Source organism: Desertimonas flava, assembly GCF_003426815.1.
GTDB lineage: Bacteria > Actinomycetota > Acidimicrobiia > Acidimicrobiales > Ilumatobacteraceae > Desertimonas > Desertimonas flava.
Genome location: NZ_QKYK01000007.1, coordinates 209,669 through 232,953 on the forward strand (window position 1 = coordinate 209,669; position 23,285 = coordinate 232,953).

General features: G+C 70.3%; 25 protein-coding genes. 20 read left to right on the top strand and 5 right to left on the bottom strand.

The window, feature by feature from the left end; translation table 11 throughout:
- Positions 1-212 precede the first annotated feature (212 nt).
- The 9 genes from DN771_RS11190 to mtnB all read left to right on the top strand — a co-directional run bounded on the left by DN771_RS11190 (position 213) and on the right by mtnB (position 9,191).
- The gene (locus DN771_RS11190) at positions 213-902 is read left to right on the top strand and encodes a GntR family transcriptional regulator (protein ID WP_116997448.1); all 690 of its coding nucleotides are present in this window, start codon (positions 213-215) and stop codon (positions 900-902) included.
- A gap of 83 nt (positions 903-985) precedes the next feature.
- Complete coding sequence (locus tag DN771_RS11195) at positions 986-2,065, top strand: ABC transporter substrate-binding protein (RefSeq protein ID WP_116997449.1); 1,080 nt, start codon at positions 986-988, stop codon at positions 2,063-2,065.
- Between the two features lie 99 nt (positions 2,066-2,164).
- Positions 2,165-3,838 (top strand): ABC transporter permease, encoded by a 1,674-nt coding sequence (locus DN771_RS11200; protein ID WP_162941811.1) that lies wholly within the window; start codon positions 2,165-2,167, stop codon positions 3,836-3,838.
- The gene (locus DN771_RS11205; RefSeq protein WP_116997451.1) at positions 3,835-4,914 is read left to right on the top strand and encodes an ABC transporter ATP-binding protein; all 1,080 of its coding nucleotides are present in this window, start codon (positions 3,835-3,837) and stop codon (positions 4,912-4,914) included. Before DN771_RS11200 ends, DN771_RS11205 begins: the two co-directional genes overlap by 4 nt.
- A gap of 45 nt (positions 4,915-4,959) precedes the next feature.
- Complete coding sequence (locus DN771_RS11210; RefSeq protein ID WP_116997452.1) at positions 4,960-6,357, top strand: acyclic terpene utilization AtuA family protein; 1,398 nt, start codon at positions 4,960-4,962, stop codon at positions 6,355-6,357.
- Positions 6,354-6,689, top strand: a complete 336-nt coding sequence (locus tag DN771_RS11215; RefSeq protein WP_116997453.1) for a DUF4387 domain-containing protein — start codon at positions 6,354-6,356, stop codon at positions 6,687-6,689. The genes DN771_RS11210 and DN771_RS11215 overlap by 4 nt, the downstream gene beginning before the upstream one ends.
- Complete coding sequence (locus DN771_RS11220; protein ID WP_116997454.1) at positions 6,689-7,387, top strand: RraA family protein; 699 nt, start codon at positions 6,689-6,691, stop codon at positions 7,385-7,387. The genes DN771_RS11215 and DN771_RS11220 overlap by 1 nt, the downstream gene beginning before the upstream one ends.
- An 83-nt stretch (positions 7,388-7,470) precedes the next feature.
- A complete protein-coding gene (locus DN771_RS11225; protein WP_116997455.1) occupies positions 7,471-8,532 on the top strand; it encodes a translation initiation factor eIF-2B alpha/beta/delta subunit family protein in 1,062 nt (353 codons plus the stop codon).
- Positions 8,532-9,191 carry a methylthioribulose 1-phosphate dehydratase gene (gene mtnB / locus DN771_RS11230; protein ID WP_116997456.1) on the top strand — a complete coding sequence of 220 codons (660 nt, stop codon included), beginning with the start codon at positions 8,532-8,534 and terminating at the stop codon, positions 9,189-9,191. The genes DN771_RS11225 and mtnB overlap by 1 nt, the downstream gene beginning before the upstream one ends.
- 6 nt (positions 9,192-9,197) lie before the next feature.
- On the opposite strand, the gene mtnK is transcribed toward mtnB, so the two are convergent.
- Positions 9,198-10,439 (bottom strand): S-methyl-5-thioribose kinase, encoded by a 1,242-nt coding sequence (gene mtnK, locus DN771_RS11235; RefSeq protein ID WP_116997457.1) that lies wholly within the window; start codon positions 10,437-10,439, stop codon positions 9,198-9,200.
- A 120-nt stretch (positions 10,440-10,559) separates the two neighbouring features.
- Between mtnK and DN771_RS11240 the strand changes: the two genes are divergently transcribed.
- The 10 genes from DN771_RS11240 (at position 10,560) to DN771_RS11290 (ending at position 19,534) form a co-directional block, all read left to right on the top strand.
- On the top strand, positions 10,560-11,141 hold the full coding sequence (locus DN771_RS11240; RefSeq protein WP_116997458.1) for a 1,2-dihydroxy-3-keto-5-methylthiopentene dioxygenase: 582 nt from the start codon (positions 10,560-10,562) through the stop codon (positions 11,139-11,141).
- A 106-nt stretch (positions 11,142-11,247) separates the two neighbouring features.
- Positions 11,248-12,369 carry a substrate-binding domain-containing protein gene (locus DN771_RS11245; protein ID WP_162941812.1) on the top strand — a complete coding sequence of 374 codons (1,122 nt, stop codon included), beginning with the start codon at positions 11,248-11,250 and terminating at the stop codon, positions 12,367-12,369.
- On the top strand, positions 12,366-13,940 hold the full coding sequence (locus tag DN771_RS11250) for a sugar ABC transporter ATP-binding protein (RefSeq protein WP_116997460.1): 1,575 nt from the start codon (positions 12,366-12,368) through the stop codon (positions 13,938-13,940). The genes DN771_RS11245 and DN771_RS11250 overlap by 4 nt, the downstream gene beginning before the upstream one ends.
- Entirely contained in the window at positions 13,937-14,941 is a 1,005-nt protein-coding gene (locus tag DN771_RS11255; protein WP_116997461.1) for an ABC transporter permease, read from the top strand. The genes DN771_RS11250 and DN771_RS11255 overlap by 4 nt, the downstream gene beginning before the upstream one ends.
- A 208-nt stretch (positions 14,942-15,149) precedes the next feature.
- Positions 15,150-15,536 carry a hypothetical protein gene (locus tag DN771_RS11260; RefSeq protein ID WP_116997462.1) on the top strand — a complete coding sequence of 129 codons (387 nt, stop codon included), beginning with the start codon at positions 15,150-15,152 and terminating at the stop codon, positions 15,534-15,536.
- Positions 15,537-15,866: 330 nt separating this feature from the next.
- Positions 15,867-16,730 carry an HNH endonuclease gene (locus DN771_RS11265; RefSeq protein ID WP_162941813.1) on the top strand — a complete coding sequence of 288 codons (864 nt, stop codon included), beginning with the start codon at positions 15,867-15,869 and terminating at the stop codon, positions 16,728-16,730.
- A 112-nt stretch (positions 16,731-16,842) separates the two neighbouring features.
- Positions 16,843-17,667 (top strand): hypothetical protein, encoded by an 825-nt coding sequence (locus DN771_RS11270; protein ID WP_162941814.1) that lies wholly within the window; start codon positions 16,843-16,845, stop codon positions 17,665-17,667.
- 642 nt (positions 17,668-18,309) lie between these two features.
- Complete coding sequence (locus tag DN771_RS11280) at positions 18,310-18,576, top strand: Imm32 family immunity protein (RefSeq protein ID WP_116997466.1); 267 nt, start codon at positions 18,310-18,312, stop codon at positions 18,574-18,576.
- Between the two features lie 203 nt (positions 18,577-18,779).
- Entirely contained in the window at positions 18,780-19,178 is a 399-nt protein-coding gene (locus tag DN771_RS30035) for a hypothetical protein (protein WP_191912130.1), read from the top strand.
- Between the two features lie 77 nt (positions 19,179-19,255).
- Positions 19,256-19,534 (top strand): hypothetical protein, encoded by a 279-nt coding sequence (locus DN771_RS11290; protein WP_162941815.1) that lies wholly within the window; start codon positions 19,256-19,258, stop codon positions 19,532-19,534.
- 294 nt (positions 19,535-19,828) lie between these two features.
- Here the strand turns inward: DN771_RS11290 and DN771_RS11295 are convergent, their stop codons facing one another.
- Genes DN771_RS11295 through DN771_RS11310 form a run of 4 tightly spaced genes read right to left on the bottom strand, consistent with a single transcriptional unit; the run spans position 19,829 to position 22,494 of the window.
- Positions 19,829-20,518, bottom strand: coding sequence for a GAP family protein (locus tag DN771_RS11295; protein WP_116997469.1), 690 nt, complete (start codon positions 20,516-20,518; stop codon positions 19,829-19,831).
- 22 nt (positions 20,519-20,540) lie between these two features.
- A complete protein-coding gene (locus DN771_RS11300; protein WP_116997470.1) occupies positions 20,541-21,803 on the bottom strand; it encodes a metal-dependent hydrolase family protein in 1,263 nt (420 codons plus the stop codon).
- A 40-nt stretch (positions 21,804-21,843) separates the two neighbouring features.
- Positions 21,844-22,083, bottom strand: a complete 240-nt coding sequence (locus tag DN771_RS11305; RefSeq protein WP_116997471.1) for a LapA family protein — start codon at positions 22,081-22,083, stop codon at positions 21,844-21,846.
- 15 nt (positions 22,084-22,098) lie between these two features.
- Positions 22,099-22,494, bottom strand: a complete 396-nt coding sequence (locus DN771_RS11310) for an SHOCT domain-containing protein (protein WP_227462311.1) — start codon at positions 22,492-22,494, stop codon at positions 22,099-22,101.
- A 134-nt stretch (positions 22,495-22,628) separates the two neighbouring features.
- Here DN771_RS11310 and DN771_RS11315 point away from each other — a divergent pair, with 134 nt between their 5' ends.
- Positions 22,629-23,066 carry a DUF6325 family protein gene (locus tag DN771_RS11315; protein ID WP_116997472.1) on the top strand — a complete coding sequence of 146 codons (438 nt, stop codon included), beginning with the start codon at positions 22,629-22,631 and terminating at the stop codon, positions 23,064-23,066.
- Positions 23,067-23,285 lie beyond the last annotated feature (219 nt).

A 23,285-nucleotide genomic window follows, 5' to 3' on the forward strand; every position in this document is an offset into this window, starting at 1 on the left:
CGTCGTCGGCGTGTGGATCGCCGCCAGCGTCGCGCTCTGCGGCACCTGGGCGCTGGCATCGTGGAGGCGGCGCCTCGGCACCGCCCCGCCGAGGGGATCGGCACCCCTTGACACCGTTGCTATAGCATGTAGAGTATGCTCTCGATGGGGGCGACCGGAGCGACACGTCGTGGTGTACATCCGGCGACACGGACGCCACGAGGGACAGCCCGATGGAAGAGCTGACCGCCCCGACCCTGGCGGAGCAGGCGTACGACGCCATCCGTCGAGCCATCGCCAACGGCGAGCTCGCTCCCGGTGAACGGATCACCGAGCGCGGCCTCGCCGACACGCTCTCGGTGAGCCCGACGCCGGTGCGCGAGGCGCTGCGCCGGCTCGAGCAGGAGCACCTCATCGAGCGGCGGGGCGCCCGGACGCTGGTCGTGTTCGACACGCGGGAATCGTCGGACTACGAGTTCGCCCTGATCGAGGCGAACCTCCGGTCGCTGGCGGTGCGCTTCGCCGCCACCAACGCCTCACCCGTCGCCGTGGCCGCAGCTGCTCGTCACCTGGCCGAGGCGGACGAGCATCGCGAACACCTGCGTGCCGCCTTGGCCAACGGTGAGCCCTATCCCGAACGAACCGCGGAGATGCTGCTGCTCAGCCTCCGGGCGTTCCATTCCGAGCTCGAGTCGGCGTGCGGCAATGCCGTGCTCCTGCGCTGGCTGTCGACGGTGAACGCGTTCAGCTTCCGTCATCGTGTGCGGCTCCTCAAGGACCAGGTCACCGCCGGCCGGACCGACGACGAGCGCTACGACGAGCACCGCCGCATCCTCGAGGCCGTCGAGCGCCACGATGCCGACGAGGCCGAACGGCTCATGCTCCACCACGCCCGGGGCGCGGCGCGTCACTTCACCGGCTGAATCGGATCTCGACCGCGGACCACACCACGAGCGGATCTGTCCGCTCACCAATGCTATAGCACATAACAAGTAGGGGAACGTTCATGTCGCACCGAACATCACATCGTGCCGTCGCTGTCGCCATCGTCGGCATCAGCGCCGTCGGCGCAGGCGTGTCGCCGACCACGGCGGCGTCGCCGGACGGGTCACCAACCAGATTTCTCTCGGCCAGCGCCGGCGAGAACACGCTCGTCATCTACGGCAATCCCAGTGACAACATCTGGGGACCCATCCTCGAGGCCTTCGGCGAGGCCTACCCCGACATCGACGTCGAGACGTTCGACCTCGGCGGTCTGGAGGCGTTCCAGCGCTATCTCAGCGAGTCGTCGTCCGGCGTCGCCACCGCCGACATGATCATCGCCAGCGAGTCCGTCGGCTGGCTCGACCTCGTGGAACGGGGCGACGTGATCGCCTTCGAACCATCCGCCGCGGAGGGCCTGCCGGATTTCGCCGTCCAGGCCGACGGGGTCTTCACGATGTCCATCGACCCGATGGTGGCGATGTACAACGAGATGCTCATCCCGCCCGACGAGCAACCCACGACGCTCGCCGCTCTCGCCGAGATCGCCGGCGAGATCGACGGTGGGATCGGCACCGTGGAGATCGAGAACTCGCAGGCGTACACGGCCAACTTCGGGTTCGTCACCGCTGGTGGCGACGACGCGTGGGCGACGCTCGACGCGCTCGGTGCGCACACCGCCGCCGAGTCGGGCACCGGCGCCCTCCTCGACAAGACGGTCAACGGCGAGTACGCCGCCGCGTTCTTCGTCTCGGGTGCCGTGCGCCAGTTGATCGACAACGATGCGCAGGGATCGGTCCTCGACTACCGCTACCTCGAGGACGCCACCCCGCTCGTGCCGCGCGGTATGGGCATCGTGGCCGACGCCGACTCCCCCGCCTCGGCACAACTGTTCATCGAGTGGATCCTCAGCGCTGAGGGCCAGGACGCCCTCTGCGCCGGCGGCCTCACGCCGTACCTCGACGGCAACGACTGCCCGTACGGGTACCAGGCGATCGCCGACCAGATCGGCGACGAGAACATGAACGTCGTCAACTACGACCCGGCGCTCGAGACCGAGCGCGAAGCGATCCAGAGCCGCTGGAACGACGCCTTCGGCCGCTGACCCATGACGGCGTCCACACCATTCGAGCACGGTGCTCTGGCCCGCCTCGCGCCGGCGCCACGCGCCCGCCGACGGTTCGGCCGACACCGGTCGGTCGTCGTGCAGTACGCCGTGTGGATCGTCACGGTTGTCCTGGTCGTCGGGCCGCTCGTGCCGGTGGTGTGGGCGTCGCTCTGGACCACGCCGCTGTACGACGACGGTGGGTCGTTCACGCTGCAGAACTACGGCGACCTGCTCACCGACACGGCCTGGTGGGCCGCCGTGCGCAACACCGTCATCTTCGCCGCCCTCACCACGACGGCCTCCATCGTGATCGGCACCACGATGGCGGTGCTCCTCAATCGTGTCGCCCTTCCCGGCGGACGGCTGCTGCGCGTGCTGATCGTCGCCCCGGTCGTGCTCCCCGGGTTGCCCCTGATGCTCGGCTGGATCGCCATGTACTCGAAGGCCGGCTACGTCAGCAGCTGGATCGACACCCACACCCCGTTCCCCGTGTTCTGGGATCTGTACTCGATCCCGGGGATGGCGCTCGTCGCCGTCGGCGCCTTGATGCCGCTCGTCTACATGGTCGTGACCACGTCGATGAACACTATCGACGCGACCCTCGAGCACGCCGCGCGCAGCCATGGCGCCAGCCCGCTGCGGGCCATCGTGTCGGTGACCGTGCCCCTGCTGCGCCCGGGCGTGCTCAACGCCGGTGTCATCGCCTTCGCGCTCAGTCTCGAGGTGGTGGGCATCCCGCTGCTCCTCGGCACGTCGGCCGACATCGACTTCATCTCCACCTACCTGCTGGACAACTGGAACGCGACGTTCCCGCCCCGCCAGGGACTGGTCTCCGCCGGTGCCGTCGTCCTGCTCGCCGCGATGACCGCCATGCTCCTGCTGCGCAATCGCCTCGCCGGCGACATCCACCGTTTCGCCACGACGAGCGGCAAGCCGGCGCGGCAGGCGCCCGTGTCGGTCGGCTGGTTGCGCTGGCCCCTGTCGCTCGGCCTCGGCGCCTACTTCCTCGTCACCCTCGCGATCCCGACCGCCGGGCTGCTGCTCCGCGCGTTCACCTCGATCCTGACCCCGTTCATCGACCCGTGGGATGTGGTCACGCTCGACAACTTCCGGACCGTCGCGGACAACGACACCTTTCGCCGGTCGGTCACCAACAGCCTGCTGATCGCCGCCGTCGGCGGCGCGCTCACCACTGTGGTGATCACCGTCATCGCCCTCGTCGCGCACCGCTCGGAGATGCGACTGCGCCGCTCGTTGCAATACGTCACTCTGTACCCCAGAGCCATCCCGGGCCTCGTCACGGGCATGGCGTTCTTCTGGTCGTTCGCGGTCATCGACCCCGGGGGCATCGTCCGGTCGAGCCTCTGGGGGATCGGCATCGCCTTCGCCGTCCGCAGCCTGGCCCTGGGCTACAGCGCGTTCTACCCGGCGCTCGCCGCGCTCGGCGCCGACCTCGATCGTGCCGCCAGGGTGTCGGGTGCCGACTGGCTGACGGCGATGCGCACCATCGTCGTGCGCCTCCTGCGGCCGGCGATCGCCGTGTCCTACGTCCTGCTCTTCGTCGCCATGTTCGCCGACTACGACCCGGCCCTGTTCATGGTCTCACCGGGCAACGAGGTGATCGGCCTGACGATGCTCAACCTCTGGGTGACCGGCGTGGCCGGACCGGTGGCCGCACTCGGAATCATCCAGCTCGTCATCACCGCAGTCGTTCTCGGCACCGCCCGCTTGCTCGTCGGACCGTCGACCTTCCGAAAGGTTGCGCAATGACCGAACTCACGGTGACCGACCTCGAGAAGTCGTTCGGCACGAAGCGTGCCCTCGATCGCGTCTCGTTCACGGCGGAGGACGGCAAGCTCCTCACCCTGCTCGGACCGAGCGGCTGCGGGAAGTCGACCACGCTGTGGGCCGTCGCCGGGCTGCACCAACCCGACGGCGGGCAGATCCGCATCGGCGACGACCTGGTGTACGACTCGTCACGCCGGCTCGTCGTGCCCCCTGAGCGTCGCGAGTGCGGCGTCGTGTTCCAGTCGTACGCCGTCTGGCCGCACTTCGACGTCCACGACAACGTCGCCTACCCCCTCCGGCTCCGCCGAGTGGGCAAGGCCGAGCAACGACGCCGGGTCGCCGAGGTACTCGAACTCGTCGAGCTCGATCATCTCGGCTCGCGCTACCCGCACCAGCTGTCGGGCGGTCAGCAGCAACGCGTCGCCCTCGCCAGGGCGCTCGCTCACCCGCCCCGGCTGCTCCTGCTCGACGAGCCGTTCTCGAACCTCGATGCCAAGCTGCGCGAGCGGGCCCGGACGTGGCTGCGCGAGCTGCAAGAGCGACTCGGCATCACGACGATCTTCGTCACCCACGACCAGGACGAGGCGCTGTCGATGAGCGACCGCATCATCGTCATGAACGACGGCAGGATCGCCCAGGAGGGAACCCCCGAGGAGATCTACCGACAGCCGGCCGATGTCTTCGTCGCCGACTTCATCGGCCGCATCAACCTCCTCCCGGCGAGGGTACAACAGGTCAGCGATGGCCTCGCCGACGTCGTGATCGACGGAACGTCCACCGTGCTGACGATCGGCGTCCCGCGCGGGACGACCACGGGCCCGGTCCACGTGGGCATCCGACCCGAGGCCATCGGTCTCGACACGGGCGACGTCGTGGACCGGTCGGCGGCCGCGGTGGTCGGCACGTCCGTCGGGCGGCGATTCGTGGGCGACCACTACCGCCACATCGTCGACATCGGCGGCACAGAGGTGGTCGTCCAGACCGCCGAACCCAAGCTGCCCGACCATCCCCGGCTGGTGTTCCGCCACGACGCCTGCACCGTCTTCCCCACGTCCTGACCACCCACCCCTGCGACCCAACCCCCTGCCAACGAGGAGCACTGCATGCCTGACCACGACGATCGGAACGAGTCCCCCGAGCCCGTCACCACCCGGGTGCTCGTGCCCACGGGCATGCTCGGGGCGGGATTCACGCCCGAGAGCGTGGCCCGCGGCATCGAGCTCGGCGCCCATGCCATCGCCGTCGACGGCGGCTCCACCGACTCCGGGCCGTACTACCTGGGCGCGGCGACCGCCAAGACGGCCGAGCGTGCCGTCGCCCACGACCTGCGCATCCTCCTCGTGGCCGCCCAACGCGCCGGGATCCCCCTGCTCGTGGGCAGCTGCGGCACCAGCGGCACCGACGCCGGCGTCGACTGGGTCGCGGGAATCCTCGACAAGATCGCCGAGGAGGAGGGTCTCTCCCCCACCGTGGCGAGGATCTACAGCGAGCAGCATCCCGAGACCGTGGTGGCCCGGCTCGAGGCCGGGCGGATCACGCCGCTCGAGCCGGCCGGCGCACTCACGCCCCACACCGTGGCCCGCTGCGAACACATCGTCGGCCTGCTCGGGCACGACCCTCTCGTGCGGGCCATCGAGCAGGGCGCCGACGTGGTGCTCGCCGGCCGCACCACAGACACCGCCGTGCTCGCGGCCGTCCCGCTGATGCGCGGCTGCCCTCCCGGACCGTCGTGGCACGCCGCCAAGACCGCCGAGTGCGGCGGTCAGTGCACCGTCAACCCGCGGACCGGCGGCGTCATCTTCGAGGTCGACGTGGATGGCTTCACGATCGAGCCGCTCAACCCCGACAGCGCCTGCACGCCGACATCGGTCGCGGCTCACATGCTGTACGAGAACGCCGACCCGTTCCGCATGCGCGAGCCCGCCGGTGTGCTCGACACCAGCCGCGCCACGTATCTCGCACTCGACGACCGGCGCGTGCGCGTCGAAGGGTCGGCGTTCGAGCCGGCGACCGTGCACACCATGAAGCTCGAGGGGTCGGCGATCGCCGGCTACCAGACCATCGTCCTGGTCGGGATCCGGGATCCGGAAGTCCTGACCCGGCTCGACGAATGGCTCGACGCGATGGCGGCGTTCCTGGCCGACGGCGCGCAGCGGGTGCTCGGGTTGACGCCCGACGACCACACCATCGAGCTGCGGTGCTACGGACGCGATGCCGTCCTCGGCGAGCTCGAGCCGCTCACCTCGCCGCCCCCACGCGAAGTCGGGGTCCTCCTCGTCGTCACGGCGCGCGATCAGGTGACGGCTACGGCGATCGCCAAGTTCGCCAATCCCTACCTGCTGCACATGCCGCTCGCCGGCATGCGAGACCTTCCCAGCTACGCCTTTGCCGGATCGCCGGCCGAGACGCCGCGCGGCCCCGTGTTCGAGTTCGTCCTGCAGCACGTGGTCGAGCTCGACTCCCCCCTCGACCTGTCCCGAACGGAGATCTTCGCATCATGACCAGTGCCGCCACCTCCGCCCCCGCCCGCACCGTGGGCGATGTCGCCGAGCTCGTGCGCTCGAAGAACGCCGGCCCGTTCTGGCAGACCCTTGACGTCTTCTGTGACTCCGACGACGCCTACCGAGAGCTGGCCGACGAGTCGCTCCTCACCCCCGACCGCATCGCCGCGTTGTACCGGGTCGACGCCAGCGCCGTGAGGATCTTCCGCCTCCCCGACCTCCGCGTCATCAAGATCTCGTTCCCCCGGCCCGTGAGCTCGGGATCGGCGAACGACCGTGACGTCCACGCCGGCCAGCAGCACGTGCCCCTTCTCCTCATGCCGGTGGCGTGATGAGCATCGACATCGCATCACCGCTCGACGCGGACGTCCTCGCCCGACTCGGCGGGTTCGACACCCCGACGCTGGCCAACGCCCTCGACTCCCTCGATCTCCGTCCGGCCACCACCGGCTTCACTCGCCCGCCCCTGCACGGCGTGTTGCCCTCCCTCCCGCCGATCGTCGGGTTCGCCGTGACCGTCACGATCTGTACCGAGCCGCCGTTCGCCGACGCTGCGGCACGACGGGACGCGATGCTGCCCTTGTACGCCGCGGTCGCCGCGGCACCGGGCCCTCAGCTCATCGTCGTGCGAGACAGCGACCAGGGCGCCGGTTGCCTGTGGGGTGAGGTCAACGCCACGATCTGCTCGCGACTCGGTGCCGTCGGCGTGGTCACCGACGGGCTCGTGCGCGACCTGCCTGCGGTCGAAGGGCTCGGCTTCGCGTGCGTGGCCCGTGGCGTCGGCGTCGCCCGCGCCAACACCAGGGTCGTGTCCACGGGAGAGCCGGTCGACGTGGGCGGGCTGCACGTCGAAGCCGGAGACCTCGTCCACGCCGACCGCCACGGTGCGCTGCAGATCCCGATCGAGGCTGTCGGCGACGTGCTCGACGCGGCCGACGCGATCAGCGCTCGAGAGGCCCGCCTGCTCACCTGGGTCGGGTCACCGGAGTTCCGGCCCGACGAGCTGGCCGCTCGCCGGGCCCGGCACTGACTCTCCGGTGGCGTCGCCCGGCTCCGCCCGGCTGCGGAACAGGGCCGATGGCGATCGGCGGTCGCGGCCCTAACGTCTGAGGGGTGACGACCAGGCGCCTTCCGCAGCTCGCCGACTCGGTGCGGCTGCTCGCCGAGGACGACGGCAGCGGTGTCGACATCCTCGATCGGCGGGTGTATCCCCGCGATGTCAGCTGGGTGCATTGCCGAACGGTCGAGGACGTGGCAACGGCCATTCGTGACATGGTCACGCAGAGCTCGGGTCCGGTGTTCGCCGCCGCCGCCGGCATGGTGCTGGCGGCGCGGGCGAACCGGAGCCGGCCGGCCGGCGCGGCCCGCGACGCGATGCGGGAGGCCGGGAGCCTCCTGGCCGCGACGCGACCGACCAACAACCACGTCCGCGACGTCGTCGCCTCCACGCTCGCCGTCCTCGACGATCCGGCGGCGAGCGAGGGCGGCGCCGCGCTCGTGGAGTCCGTCACGACCGCGGCCGAGGCGATCGTCGCCCGCTACCGCGAGTCGTCGGCGGCCATCGGACGGCACACCGCGGCGCTGATCCCCGACGGCTCGACCGTGCTCACCCACTGCTGGGCCGACCAGTTCCTCATCGGGGCCGTGACGGCCGCCCAGGACGCCGGCAAGTCGCTCAGCTTCGTGTGCACCGAGACCCGCCCCTACCTGCAGGGCGCCCGGCTCACCGCCCCGACCCTCGTCGAGATGGGCTACACCCCGACGCTGATCACCGACGGGATGGTGGCCGGCGTCCTCGCGTCGGGCGATGTCGACGTGCTGCTCACTGCGGCCGACCGGGTGACCCTCGACGGCCACGTGGTCAACAAGGTCGGCACGTTCACCGCGGCGCTCGCCGCCCGTCACGCCGGCGTGCCCTACCTCGCGATGGTCGATCATCCCGACGCCCAGTCGCCCACGATGGACGGGGTGCACATGGAGGAGCGCGACGGCGCCGAGTTGCTGACGTTCGCCGGGGCGCCGACCACCGTGGCCGGTGTCGTCGGTCGGTATCCGGCGTTCGACGCCACGCCGCCGGAGCTGGTCACCAAGATCGTCACCGACCGTGGCGCGTTCGACCCGGCGCGTGTCGGCGAGTACTTCGCGGCGACGCCGGCCGGAGAGGTCGCGGTCTGATGTCGGCGCCGCTGCCCGATCGCTCGGACGTGCTCGCCGCCGGGGCCCGCCTGGCCGCCGAGGCCGCCCGGTTCAACGCCCTCGGCTGGATGCGGGCCACCGCCGGCAACCTCTCCGAGGTGCTCCAGCGCGACCCGCTGTTCCTCGCGATCACGGCGAGCGGGCTCGACAAGGGCGAGCTCGAACCCCATGACGTGGCCGTCGTCGGCGACGGTGGGACGGGTGTCGACGTACCCGGCGTCGACACCGTGCGACCGTCGGCCGAGGCCGGCCTGCACGCTCGCGTCGCCGCCCTCACCGGCGCCGGAGCCGTGGTGCACGTGCACACGCTCAACGCCGTCGAGGCCGCCCACCGCTGGCCCGACGGCGTGGTGCTGCGGGACGTCGAGATGCTCAAGTCGATCGGGCGGCGTGCCCACGACGACGTGGTACGCGTGCCGGTCATCGCCAACAGTCAGGACATGGGCGAGCTCGGCGACCGTTTCGAAGCCGCCTACGACCGTGACATCCCCGGCGTCATCGTCGCCGGCCACGGCAGCTACGTGTGGGGCGCCGATCTGCAGCAGGCCCGCTGGCACACGGAGGGCCTCGACTGGCTCTTCGGCTACGCCCTGCGGATCGCGTCCGGCGTTACGGATGGTGCCTGGCACCAACCGTAACGCTCGTCAGCCGGCAAGGAGGTCGGCGACGCGGTCGAAGGCGGTCGGCGCGTCGGCGGTGCGCGTGTCGAGCAGCAGGTAGCGGGCGGCGGCGAGCACTCCACGCACCGCCGTCGCCTTCGGCCCGGCGTCGAGCGTCTCGACGTCGGACACCGGGTACGGGCCGATCACCCGACGGGCGGCCTCGGCGGCGGCGGCGGCGAGGGCATCCGCCCGGACCCGGGCGAGGAAGTCCTCGAGGAACCGATCGGTGAAGACGTCGGCGTCGACCCGGGCGGGCCACAGCTCGCGGAACCGCTTCTCGAACCCGGTCCAGGCGAGCGGGGCCTGGGCCAGACGCCAGGCGAGATCGTCGACGTCGCCCAGCGCCGCCGAGCGGGCGGCGGCGAGCACGAGGTTGGCCCACAGCAGACCGAGGTCGAAGCCGACCGGTCCGTAGAAGGCGAACTCGCTGTCGAACGCCTTGGTCGACGGCCCTCGGGGATCGTCGGCGTCACGCACCATCACCGACCCCGTGTGGAGATCGCCGTGGATCAGCGCCTCGGCGTGGGTCATGAACCCCCACTTCGCCGCCCCGATCGCGGCGACCACGTCGGGATCGTCGGCGTAGGCGGCGACGTCGGCCCGGCTCGCCTCGGCGACGCTGTCGCGCCCGGCGGCCGTGTAGGGCTGCGAGAAGACGAGCAGCTCGGTGATCTTGCACAGCGGCGGGTTGATCGCCGCGGACACCAGCGGCTTGAGGGCCTCGGCATCGACGCCGAACGCCGAGGTCCCGAACGCCACCTCCGCGACGTACCGGCCGAGCACCGGCGCGGCATCGTGGCGACGCCGGTCGTTGAGCGCCGAGCGCCACACGACGTGGTCGGACAGGTCTTCCACGGCGAAGGCGTACCGCGCGGCGTCGACGTCGTACAGCGCGGGCACGGTGTCGGGGCTGAGTGCTCCGTGAGCGCGCAGCGCCCGCGCCTCGGCGTGGTTGCGCGTCGGTGACATCGGCCACGACGGATCGGCCCGCACGTACGGCAGGGCCTGCTTGACCACGAGGCTCGCCGCATCGCCGGCCGGATCCGAGCCCGTCACGATGAACACGAGATTGAGGTTGCCGTCGCCCACCTCGCGCACCGCGTCGACCCGTGCCACGCGCTCGGCGAGGGCCGGGCGGCCGGCCACGTAGGCCGCCACGGTGTCGACGGTCAGCAGCTCGTAGTCGTCGAGAACCTCGTCAGTGGCGGCGTCGGATTCGGTCATCTCGCTCCGTTCATCGGGACGATGGGATGGGACGTGGGGATGGACGTGTCATGTCGAGTGCCGGCCGTCTCGGGCTTCGGGCATAGGCGACTTGATTGATCGGGATTAGCATCATGACCCATGGCGTACCTGACGATCTATCGCGACGGAGACGAGCCGTCCCTGACCCTGGCCACCGACGACGAGGCTGAGATCCGTGAGGCGCTGGCGGCCAAGGGTGTGGAGTATGCCCGCTGGCCGGTCGTCGAGGGGCTGGCCGACGACGCCTCCTCCGACGACGTGCTCGCCGCCTACGCCGAACCGATCGCCCAGCTCTCCGAGGAGCAGGGCTATGTGCTCGTCGACGTCGCCGGGCTGCACCCGAGCGACGATCCCGGCTGGGCGGCCACCGCCGCCGGCGCCCGCCAGAAGTTCCTCACCGAGCACACCCACGCCGATGACGAGGTGCGCTTCTTCGCCGCCGGCAGCGGCATCTTCTACCTCCACCTCGACGACGACGTGTACGCCGTGCTGGGCGAGCAGGGCGACCTGCTGAGCGTCCCGAAGGGCACCACCCACTGGTTCGACATGGGCACCCAGCCGAACTTCACGGCGGTCCGGTTCTTCCGCGACGAGAACGGCTGGGTGGGCGACTTCACGGGCAACCCGATCGCCGAGCGCATCCCCGACTTCGACACGATCGTCGCCGGCCGCGGCGCTTGACGCGCCGGGCCCACCGAGCCGTCACACCCACTCCCACTCCCACTCCCACCGGCACCGGCTCGACGAGCCGGTGTTCATCATTCCCACCGTTCAGACAGGAGCCTCCATGTCCATTCGTCCCCATCGTCGCCTGCTCGCCGGCGCCGTGGCGCTCGGCGCACTCACCGCCGCCACGATCGCCGCCGGGGCAGCTTCGGCCACCACCGCCCCGCCCAGCGACGACACCGGCGCGGCCAGCGAGGCCCCCGCCGGCTCCGACGCCGCCACCGCTGAGGTGCCGCCGGCCTTCGCCGACGGCAGCGCCCACATCGCGGTCGTCGCCCAGCTGTCGGCCGGCGACTACTTCGAGCAGTGGCGCGCCGGCGCCGAGGCCCAGGCCGAAGCGCTCGGGATCGAGCTCGACTTCCTCAGCGCCGACGGGGACAACGACCGTCATGCCCTGAACCTGCAGCAGGCCGTCAGCGAGGGCGCCGACGCGATCATCGTCGACCACGGCTTCCCCGAGACCATCCAGCCGGCGATCGGTGAGGCCGTCGCCGCGGGGATCCCGCTCGTCGCCTTCGACGTCGACCCCGGCGAGCACGAGGTCGTCACGCTCACCCAGAGCGACGAGGTGATGGCCGGCGCCGTGCTCGAGGTGCTCGGAGCGGACACGGGCGGTGAGGGTGACGTGATCTACGTCTACGTCGCCGGCTTCGCCCCGCTCGACCGCCGCGACGCCGTGTGGCAGGAGTTCAAGGCCGCCAACCCCGGCATCAACGAGGTCGCCCAGATCGGCGTGGTGAGCGACAACACGGCGGCCCAGGTCGCCGAGCAGGCCAAGGCCGCCCTCCAGGCCAACCCCGACGTGACGGCCATCTTCGCCCCCTACGACGAGTTCGCCAAGGGCGCCAAGCAGGCCATCGTCGAGCTCGGTCTCGAGGATCAGGTGCGTGTGTACGGCGCCGACATCTCCAACGCCGACATCGCCGAGATGACCGCGGAAGGCAGCCCCTGGGTCGCCACGGCGGGGACCGACGCGTCCAACGTCGGCGCCGTCGCCGTGCGCGCCGCCGCCCTGCTCGCCGCCGGCCTCGAGACGCCCGACGCCATCGTCGTGCCGCCGGCGCTCATCACCCAGCAGCTGCTCCGTGACGAGGGCATCGAGAACGTCGGCCAGCTCATCGAGTTCATCCCCGAGCTGAGCACGCCGGAGATCGTGCCCATCCCCTGGCTCCCCGCCGAGTGACCTCACCGACCCTGAGCACCGCCGGCGATCCCGGCGCCGCGGGCGGTCCGCCGGCGCTGAGGATCTCGGCGCTGACCAAGCGCTACGGCACGTCCGAGGTGCTCAGGAAGGTGTCCTTCGACGTCGCTGCCGGCGAGGTGATCGGCCTCGTCGGCAGCAACGGCGCCGGGAAATCCACCCTCATCAAGATCCTCTCCGGCGCGGTCGCCGCGTCGGAGGGGACGGTGGAGGTGGGCGGCCGGCCGTTCGCCCCGACCACCCCGCTCGACGCCCGCCGTGCCGGTATCCAGACCGTGCACCAGGAGATCGACGCCGGCATCGTCCCCGGCACCACGGTCGCCGACAATCTCACGCTCGACTCGCTGGCACCCCGCGCCGGCGGCGTGTTCCGCAACGGCCGGCGCACCCGACAGGCGGCGCGCGACATCGCCCGGGCGGCCGAATTGGCGGTCGACGTCGACGCCCCGATCGAATCGCTCCCGGCCAGCGACCAGCAGCAGGTGCTGATCGCCCGGGCCCTCGCTCACCACCTGCGCGTGCTCGTCCTCGACGAGCCGACGTCGAGCCTCTCCGCTCGCGAGAGTGCCCACCTCCTGGCGACCGTGCGGCGACTGGCCTCCGAGGGTGTTGCCGTCATCTTCGTGTCGCACGATCTCGCCGAGGTCGAGGCCGTCGCCGATCGGGTCGTGGTGCTCCGCGACGGTGTCGTGCAGCAGACCTTTCCCCGACCGTTCCGCGCCCAGCAGCTCGTCGAGGCGATGCTCGGCGCGGTCGCCCCGTCGCTCGAACACGAGGCTCGACCGGGCACCGACGTCGTGTTGGCGGCCCGGGGCGTGCGCACCCGGCCCGACGCCACGCCGTTCGACCTCGACGTCCGGCTCGGCGAGATCGTCGGCGTCACGGGACTCGTCGGCGCCGGCAAGACCGAGCTGCTCGAGCAGCTCTTCGGGGCCCGGCCGCTGGAGAGCGGCGAGCTCACACTGGACGGCCAGCCGTACCGTCCGGCCAGCCCGGCGCAAGCGGTGCGGGCCGGCGTGGCCCTCGTCGCCGAGGAGCGCGGCCCGGCGGCCGTGATCCCCACGTGGTCGGTGAAGCACCACGTGAGCCTCACCCGCCTCCGCGAACACAGTCGCGCCTCGCTCTTGTCGGGCCGCGCCGAACGGCGCAGCGCGCTGCGCACCATCCACGACTTCGGCGTCGTCGGCCCCGGGATGGAGGCCGAGCTCACCGAGCTGTCGGGCGGCAACCAGCAGAAGGTCATCGTCGGGCGCTGGTTCGACGGCTCGGTCCGCCTCGTCCTGCTCGACGAGCCGTTCCGCGGCGTCGACGTCGGCGCCCGGGCCGACATCGTCGCCGAGCTGCGCCAGCGGTCGGCCGACGTGGCCATCGTCGTCGTCTCGTCCGACCCGGCCGAGATCGTCCAAGTCGCCGACCGCGTGATCGTCGTCGCCGGCGGCGACGTCACCGGCGAACTCTCGGTCGCCGACGTGACCACCCAAGAACTCAGTCGCCTGATGGCCCAAGCGCCACGATCCGCAGCCACGGGCGAGACGCAGGAGACGTCCCCATGAACTCGCTGACGAGGCTCGCCTACCGCTACGGGCTGCTCGCCATGCTCACCGGTCTGATCGTCTGGTTCTCGGCCGCCAAGCCGCGCTTTCGCACCTGGGACAACTCACTGATCATCCTCCAGTCGGTGGCGATCGTCGCCATCGTCGCCCTCGGTGTGACGATCTCGATGACCGTCGGTGGCTTCGACCTGTCGGTCGGGGCCAACGTCAGCTTCGTCGTCATGGTCACGGCGATGGCGATGATCCGCTACGACCTCGGCGGCTGGGCGGCGGTCCTCGCCGGCCTGCTCGCCGGCCTCCTCGTGGCGATCGTCAACACCCTGCTGGTCATCGTCGCTCGCGTCCCCGACCTCGTCGCGACACTGGGATCGATGTTCATCTTTCAGGGCCTGGCGCTGATCATCACGTCGGGCAAGTCGGTGTCGGTCGGCATGCCGATCGGCGGCGGCGAGACGGCGCCCGGCAAGTTCTCCGACGCCTATCGCGATCTCGGCAACGGCAAGGTGCTGTCGATCCCGGTGCCGGTGATCTTCCTCTTCGTCCTCGCCGTGCTGGTGTACGTGTTCCTCGCCCACACCCGCTGGGGCCGGGCGCTGTACGCCATCGGCGGCAACGCCGCCGCCGCTCGGCTGGCCGGCATCCCCGTGCAGCGCTACCGCGCGCTCGCCTACGTCCTGTCGGGCGTGATCACCTCCATCGGCGGCATCCTGCTGTCGGCCCGCCTCGGCCGCGGCGACATCGGTGCCGGCAACGCCTACCTGCTGCAGGCGGTGGCGGCGGCGCTGATCGGCTTCGCCGTACTCGGCGCCAACCGGCCCAACGCCTTCGGCACGGTGATCGGCGCGCTGTTCGTGGGCGTGCTCTTCAACGGGCTCACCATGTTCAACGTGCCCTACTACGCCCAGGACTTCATCCAGGGCGCGCTGCTCGTGCTCACGCTGGTCGTCACCTACACCCTCAGCGACCGCGTCCCCCGCCGCCGCCCGCGCCGCAACGCCTGAGCGTTTCGCGCTCCCGCCCCTCCATCCGAGTGTGGAAGGGCCCGATTCGGGTCCTTCCATACTCGGATGAGGACGTTTTCATATTGGCGACTAGATCGTTATTTCGAAAACTGGATGCACAGGTGTATACCAGAGCATCGCAGGTTCGATCTCGAATACTCGTACATACGTGCTTGACCTCCGCCGACATCTTCAGTACCATTTCGAGATGGCACCCGTCTCGTTCACCAGCCCGGCGACGTCGCATGACGTCGTCGCCGGCGGCGACACGGGTATTGACGCCGGCGACGGGCTCTGTGGCGAGCGTCGGCTCCGGGACGAGATCGTCGATCTCGCCGCCCAGGTCGACGAGCTGACCGCGGCGCTCCACAAGCGCCTCGCCGACTCCGTCGCCGGTTGCTCGCTACGAGAACTGTCCACGCTGGCCCGCTCGGTGCATCGGGCCCGTTCCGTGCTCGACACCACGGTCGCCGGCGTGGTCGCCGAGTGCGATCGTGGCGGCTGGGTCGGCATGGACGGCCACCGCTGCGTGCGGTCCTGGGTGCCCCATCCCGAGGCGCCGTCCAGCCTCATTCCGCACTACCGCGCGGAATGACGATCCGGTCGGCCTCCGTGCCGTGCTCGGACTCCGTCGGGGGGTTCGGGGGGCGGTAGCCCCCTGATGCGGCGGACGGGCCGGCTTTGCCGGCCGCCGCCTGCAGCTGGGCGCGGCGAAGCCGCTCTTCGATCACTCGACCGCTGCAGTGAGCGAGGAACGAGCGAACGGAAGCGGTCGAACCCTGTCTCTGCTGACCAGTTCCACGCGTTCGTCAGCGACCTGCGCGACCGGTTGGATGCGGACGGGGCACGGCAACGTCAGGGGACGGCGGCGTTCCATCGCAACGCCCACGTGTCAACAGTCGGCGACGCGACCTACGTCGATGCGATGTTGCCCACCCTCGAGGGCGAGTTCGTGAGGGAGGTGTTCGAGGCGTTCAAGTACGCCGAGTACCTCGCCGACGTCGCCGCCGCGCGGGCCCGGCGCGGTCTGCCCGACGCCCCGATCGACAGCAGCGACCTCGAGCGCAGCCCGTCCCAGCGCGCCGGCGACGCCTTCATCGCGGTGTTCCGCGCCGCTGCCAACGCCCCACTCGACGGGAAGCCGGTCGAGTTCGTCGTCGACGTCGTCATCGACCAGCCGTCGTTCGAACAACAACTCCTCGATCTCGTCGACCCCTTCCACCAGCATCGGGGCACACTCGCCCGACTCGTCGACCATCTCGACGGGCTCACCGATCCGTGCGCCGGAGCCGACTATGCCGGTCCCGGCGATCGACTCGACCCCACTCCGATCGCCGGGCTCGGCAACGACGACTCGATCGACCGGTTCGCCCGCCAGACACGGCCGCTCTGCCGGCTCGCCTCAGGGGCCACGGCGCCCACCGACACCGTCGACATCGCTCTGCTGCTCGGGCACGTCCGCCGAGTCGTGGTCGGTGGTGATGGCGTCGTCATCGACGCCGGCCGCAAGCAACGCTGCTTCACCCGCGGCACCAAACACGCCGCTCACGTTCAGGCCCTGCTCGACGGCTACAGCGGACGATGTACCTATCCGGGATGCCGGAACCGCCACCTCGAAACCGACCACGCCACGGAATGGCCCAAGGGCGGGACCACCTCCCCGTCGAACGCCGACCTGCTCTGCCGGTTCCACAACCTCATCAAGACCGGCCGCGGATTCACCGCCCGCCGCTCCCCGCGCGGCTGGACCTACCACCGCCCCGACGGCTCCCCCATCACCACCCCTTGACGCCCTACCCGACGCGCCCGCCTCAACAGCGGGCGCGTCGGCGCGTCCGGTGACGGGTGCTCGAGGGACCACGACGGGCGGGCGAGCCAGCGGGTGGGTAACGTCACCTTCGATGGCATGGACGCTGGCTGTGGTGTTCGGGGTGCTGGCCGTGGCGGCGAGCTGGTCGTGGCTGGCGACCCGCTCGAAGCTCACGGCCCAGCGAGGTGCCACGGCGGTGGCCGAAGCGGCGACGGCGGCCGCGACCGACCGGGCCACGCAGGGCGAGTCAGAGGCAGCCGAGGCGGCCCGGACCGCCGCGGCGACCATCGAGTCGCTCCGTGCCGACCTCGGCGAGGCGACGAGGCGCGCCGACGAGGCGGTGGCTCGAGCCGAGCAGGCCGAGCGCGACCGGGCGGTCGACCCGGGACTGTTGTGGAGCTTGGAGCGGGCGCGATCCGAGCGGACGTGGCGATTCAGCGTGGCCCCGGGGCCCGACAGCGTGTCGGCGCTCGGGGCGACCGGGCCTGACGACACGTCACGGGCGCTGGTGGAGGCGATGCGAGTGGAGCTGGACGCGGCGCGTGAGGAGGTCGGCGCCGTCGTCGAGCTCGACGCCGATGTTCCCGACGGGGTGGCGCCGGCCGCGGCCGTCGTGGCCCTGCGCGTCGCCCAGGAGCTGCTCGCCGGCATGGTGCGGCGCAGCGAGTCAACCACGCTGCGCATCACGGCCGACGGCGACGATCTGGTGGTCGCCGTCGCCGGCTACGACAGTCACGACGAGCCGGTCGATTCGCCGCAGCTCTCCTTGCCGCCGTCACCCAGCGTCCACGTCGACCCGTCGGGCAGCTCGGTGCGGATCGTCGGCGCGGCGGCCCGCCTCGCCGCAGCGCCGGGTTCGAACGGACTGAGACGTCGGGGCGTGGGCCCGGGCGCTGCTTCCACCCGTCGGAAGTAGCAGTCGAACGGGCGGCGGCGGGTACCTGCTTGCAGGCCAGCCCGACGCTGATCGGTCGAGTGCCGGATCACGAGGGTGCCCGTCGCACCCGGTGTGTGTGTCGACGGTGCGTTGCCGGCCAGTGCTTGTGTACTCGACCACGCAGGTAGGTCCGGGAGCACCAGATCGGGCAGTATGCGCTGGTGTTGGCAGATCCCCGAGGACGCGTTCGCGAGCTTGAAACAGTGCGGGCCCTGGGCCGCCAGTTGTCGGACCTGTTCGACGCGCACGACCTCTCTTGGTACGCGAACGAGTACGCAGCAATCGCGATGGCTGCCGCTCGTTGCCTGTCGGACGGCTGCGACCAGGCGGATCTCAACAAGCTCTCAGCGATGGGGTCTCCTGGACCCGTCTGGGTCGATGCACGGGCCGCCGCTCACCTCAGCCTGCGGCGCGTTGGCTGGATGGAGGATGCGGCACGAATGACTCGGCAATTTCGCCGTGCGATGGTCGAACTACGGGTCGTCGCTGACACTTCCGAGCCGAACCCGTAACTGCCGATCGGTGCCCGGCCAACCAGGCGAGGGTCCGGCCCGCCCACACATGACGAGAGTGTCCCATCGGGCAACCGAAGGCGAGTCGTGGCCCGGCCAAAATGACGTCGTGACCCATCAAGGCCCGACGATCACTGTGCGCTCGTACGACCCGTCCCGCGGCGCTGTGGCCGACCTCGAGGGCGGAGACGTGACAGTCACGTTCGGCAGCAACGAGATCGTGATCACTGGTACTGCGGCCGGGCTCCGCGATCTGGCGCGGTGGTGTCTCGTGATTTCGGACGAGGACGCGCCCGCCGGCGCGCATGTTCACCTCGATCCGAACGTGACTCCGCTGACGGCCGGTTCGCTGCCGATCATCATCACTCGACAATAACCAAGCACCTGCCGAGAGTGTCCCTCACCAACCCGGTCGGAGGGCGTGCACCAGATCGGGCATGATTTGCGCTTGGTGAGCGAAGGGAGGCGCGTCATGATCTGCACCCGCCGCGACGTTGATGACGCAGATGGAGGTGAAGCCCGGCGTTCTCATCGATTGTCCCGCCGATGTCGCCGCCACCCGCTGGTCCCCAACTGCGCATGTCTGACGAGCTCGAGGCGGCGCTGGTGCTTGCGCGCTCTCGAGATTGTCGGGATCGTTGGGCCGCTGCGTACGCCCTGGCTTGGCGTGCGGGTGATGAGCGAGCTGAGGGTGCCTTGCTGGCGCTACTGAACGACGCAGATGATTCCTCAGTGACGTGTGCTGCTGCGGCTTCGCTGCTCGAGGCCCGGACCGACGCAGCGCTCAGACTTTTCGCCATCGGATGGCATCGGGCCGACGACTCCTCCGGGGACTGGCAAGCCGATGCACTCTTCGAAGCGACGCATCAGAGGCAGCTTCGCATCGAGCGCTGGGTTCCATTGGCACACTCCGATGAGGAGGAGGTGCGGTCCGGAGCGAAGTCGATTCTGGTCTGGCTCGGTGCCGACCGGAAATAGGGCTGGAGAGGCGCCTGACGAGTGCCCCCTCGCCAACCCGGTAGGAGCGCATGCACCAGATCGGGCAATCTTTCGCGGTGTCTGCACTGCGCGAGCTGATGGCCGAACACTTCGCAGCACCGTTCCCCACGAGCGTTGAGAAGGGCCGCGACTACGGAGAAGTCGATGCCGTCATGATCGGTGCCGACATCTACGGATGGGCGTTGCGGGCGCAGGGTGGCGGCCTCTTGCCCATCGACGGGGACCGGCTCCGCGCCGCTCGGGATGCGCTCGCTCGATCTCTGCTCGCCTTTCCGGACGACGCTCAGCCCTACTACACCCAGCTCGTGGCCCTAGCGGACGCGGCATTGGAGTAGCGCCAAAACTGCCGTTAGGCGCTCGACACGGACCCGCCTTCTGGGCTCTGCGTCGTGCACCAGGGCGGGACTCTGTGGCGGCCGGGTCGGCGTGACAGGCGCGCCGAGCACGGTGCCCCGGCGCTACGACCCGGCGGACCAGATCGACGAGCTCGTCGCGCATCCGGCCAACCCGCGCCGGGTGACGATCAGGCGATCGACGACTCGATGGCGCCTCCTCGTCGACAATTGCACCGAGGACATGTCCGGCTTCGACAAGGAGGCGGTGGAGCACATACCGCTCGCCGACCTCGTTCAGCCGAGGACGGCGAGGCCCTTGCCGAGGAGGAAGGCGCCAATCATGAGCATCACGACGATGCTGATGGTCACCATGTTGTCCTCGAGCCAGGTCCGCAGCGAGGCGATCGACGGGTCGAGCCGGCTCCCGCCGACGACGGCCACGACAACCAGCGCGATCATCCCCACCGACGCCACGATCCCGAAGATGATCAGCGCCGCGGCGACCTGAACGCCACCCAGCTCGGCTTCGCCGATCCGTGCCCCGCCCGACAGCGCGAGGGGGATGTTCTTCACGACGGCGATGCCCTGCAGCAACCCGAAACCGAAGGCACCGAGCGGGCCGATGCGACTCATCCGGTCGAGCATCCGCACCTGGCGGCTCACGGTGGTCTGCTCGGCGTTCGGGTCGGGCCGCGAACGCCACGACTTCCACGCCAGCGCGAAGAAGGCCAGGCCGATGACGATCTGGGCGATGTTGACGCCGTCCTCGGTAGCGGACGAGTCGGCGTCGTCAGCGGCATCGATCACCAGAGCGGCGACGAGCGTCATGACGACGATCGTCAGCATCCAGCCGAGGGCGAACAAGGCAGCCTTGGCCCGTCCGCCCTCCGCCATCAGCAGGACGACGGCGGTGACGATGGCGAACGGGCTCAAGCCGATCGCCAGCGCTACGGGGAGCGCGTCTCCGACGGCGACCCAGAACATCACCGTCGCAGCGGCGGCGCCGCTACGACTCGTCCTTCACGACGGTGCCGCCCTTCATGATCACCTTGAGGTTGGCGGCGGGGTCGGCGAGCAGTCCGATGTCGGCGAGGGGGTCGCCGTCGACGAGCAGGAGATCGGCGATGGCACCCTCCTCGACGCGGCCGAGCACGCCTGGATACGGGTTGCGGGGTCCCGACAGCTGCAGCAGCTCGGCGTTGACGGACGTGGCGAGCGAGAGGGCTTCGGCCGGCGAGTACCAGCGGGTCATCTTCGCCAGCAGCTTGCCCTGTTTCGCGGCGAGATCGCCGGAGAACAACACGTCGGTGCCCCACGCCACCTTGACGTCGTTCTCCCTCGCCAGGCGGTAGGCGTTCTCGGTGCCGGTGACCATCTCGCGGAACTTGCCCTCGGACCCGGGCGGCACCGGCGCGGCGTCCTCATCGTCGAGGAAGGGCTGGAGGCACCACCACGCGCCGGCCTCGGCGATCATCTCGACCGTCTCCTGATCGACGAGATGGCCGTGCTCGATCGACCGGACGCCGGCCCGCAACGCCTGCTGGATCGACCGTGGCGTGTACGCATGCACCATCACGTACGTGCCCCAGTTCTCCGCCGCCTCCACACCGGACCGCAGCTCACGTTCGGTGTACTGCGTCACGTCGAGCGGGTCGGCCGGCGAGGACACGCCACCGCCGGCCATCAGCTTCAGGTGCGACGCGCCGAGCATCAGCTGCTCACGGCAGACGCGCAGCACGTTGTCGGCGCCGTCGGCGATGGCCGCCGCCCCGACCTTCTCGATGTGGGCGAGCCCGCAGCACGGGTCGCGCGGCAGGTCGTTGGGGAAGCGGAAGTCGCCGTGCCCCGACGTCTGGGTGATCATCGCCCCGGCGGGGTAGATACGAGGTCCGGGCAGCACGCCCTCGTCGATCGCCTTCTTCAGCCCGAACGTCGGCCCACCGCAGTCGCGGACGGTCGTGAACCCGCGCATCAGCGTGGCCGTCGCCTGCTGACCGGCGACGAGGATGATGTAGTACGGGTCGGCGAGCAGGGCGACCAGCGGGCTGATGCTCGTGAACGCGGCGTGCCAGTGGGCGTCGATGAGCCCGGGCATCAGCGTGCGGCCGCGACCGTCGATCGACGCCCCGCCGTCGCCGGGAGCAGCGGCGGGGTCGTGGTCGGCGATCGACGAGATCGTCGTCCCGTCGACCGTGACGTCGCTCGCCGGCAGGAGCGCCGACCCGTGGCCGGGGAACACCCGGACGTTGCGGAACGTGACGGTCGCCATGGATCAGCTCCTTCGTGGGCCTTCTCGGAGGTGACGGTGCTCAGCCGGCGGCGCGCTTGGCGCGAACGCCGCGCCCGACGTAGCCGATGATCGCCCCGATCACGAGCAGGATCACGAAGGCGATCCAGCGAGGCATCGTGATCGTGAAGAAGATGACCTTGAGCTTCGCCGAGTCGGTGTTCTGGAACACGAACACCACGGCCAGCACGGCGAGCACCGCGATGATGACCATCTTCGGCGTGATCGTGAGGCCGCCCCCGGAGCTGCTGGTGTCGGACATGTGCGGCGGGCCCGACTACCCGAGGACCTTGGCCTTGAGCCGGCCGAACTCGGTCTCGTCGATCACGCCGCGGTCACGGAGGCTCGCCAACCGCTCGAGCTCGTCGGCGGCGCTCGCCGAGGTACCGGCGGACTCGCGGATGTACTGCCGCACCGAGTCCTCGTACGCCCGGGCCTCGTTCGCCTCCCGGGCGGCCATCTTGTCGCCGCGGGTGATCAGGTAGAGGAACACGCCGAGGTACGGCAGGACGATCACGAACAGCACCCACAGCACCTTCGTGACGCCGCGCATGTCGGTGCTCCGGAACAGGTCGCCGAACACGCGGAACAACAGCATGATCCAGACGAAGAACAGGAAGAACCAGACGAACGACCAGACCACCTGACCGACGCCGAAATCTGCACCGAACATCAACGACCTCATACTTTCGCAGCGGTGCCCGGGGAGGGCGGACGACACCGTCAACGAAACTCGCAGGTCACGCCCCGTGCCACACCCGCTTCGGGTGTAGTCAGGTGTCGGACGGTCGGTGCACCTGGTAGCTCATGACAGCATCCGACGACCTGCTGGCCCCGGTCGACTACCTCGTCTTGCAGCTTCCCGCCGCGTCGGCCGTCGCGGCCGACCTCGACGCCCTGCTGCGCCTCGCCGACGACGGGGTCATCGGCGTGCTCGACGCCGAGTTCGTCGTCAACGACGGAGGGAACTGCCGCATCCTGACCACCGCCGACGCGTCCGCGCTCCTGGGCGTGGACGCCTCGGCGTGGGACGGAGCGTCGGCCGGCCTGCTGCAGTCAGACGATCTCGAGGGCCTCGCCGACGAACTCGACGCAGGGTCCGTCGCCCTCGTCCTCGTGTACGAGAATCTGTGGATCCACTCCGTGGTCGGTCCGTGGAGCGAACATGGAGTACGCGTGGTGGCCGAGGGGGTCGTCCACCCCGAGGAACTGATCGCCGCCCTCGACGCCGGGGACGACGCCTGACGCGGCGACGCCGGGACCGATCCGACAACCGACCGATACGACAACAGAAGGAACCCGATGGGACTCTTGCGAACCGCCAGCAGGGCAGCCGTCGCCAGTTCGGTGCACGGGCGCGTGCAGCGCCGCCAGCGCCAGCGCTGGGCGCAAGCCGCTGCGCCGCCCGCCGCCCCGGCCACCCCGCCGTCCGCTGCCCCGGCCACCCAGCCGGCGGCTGCGCCG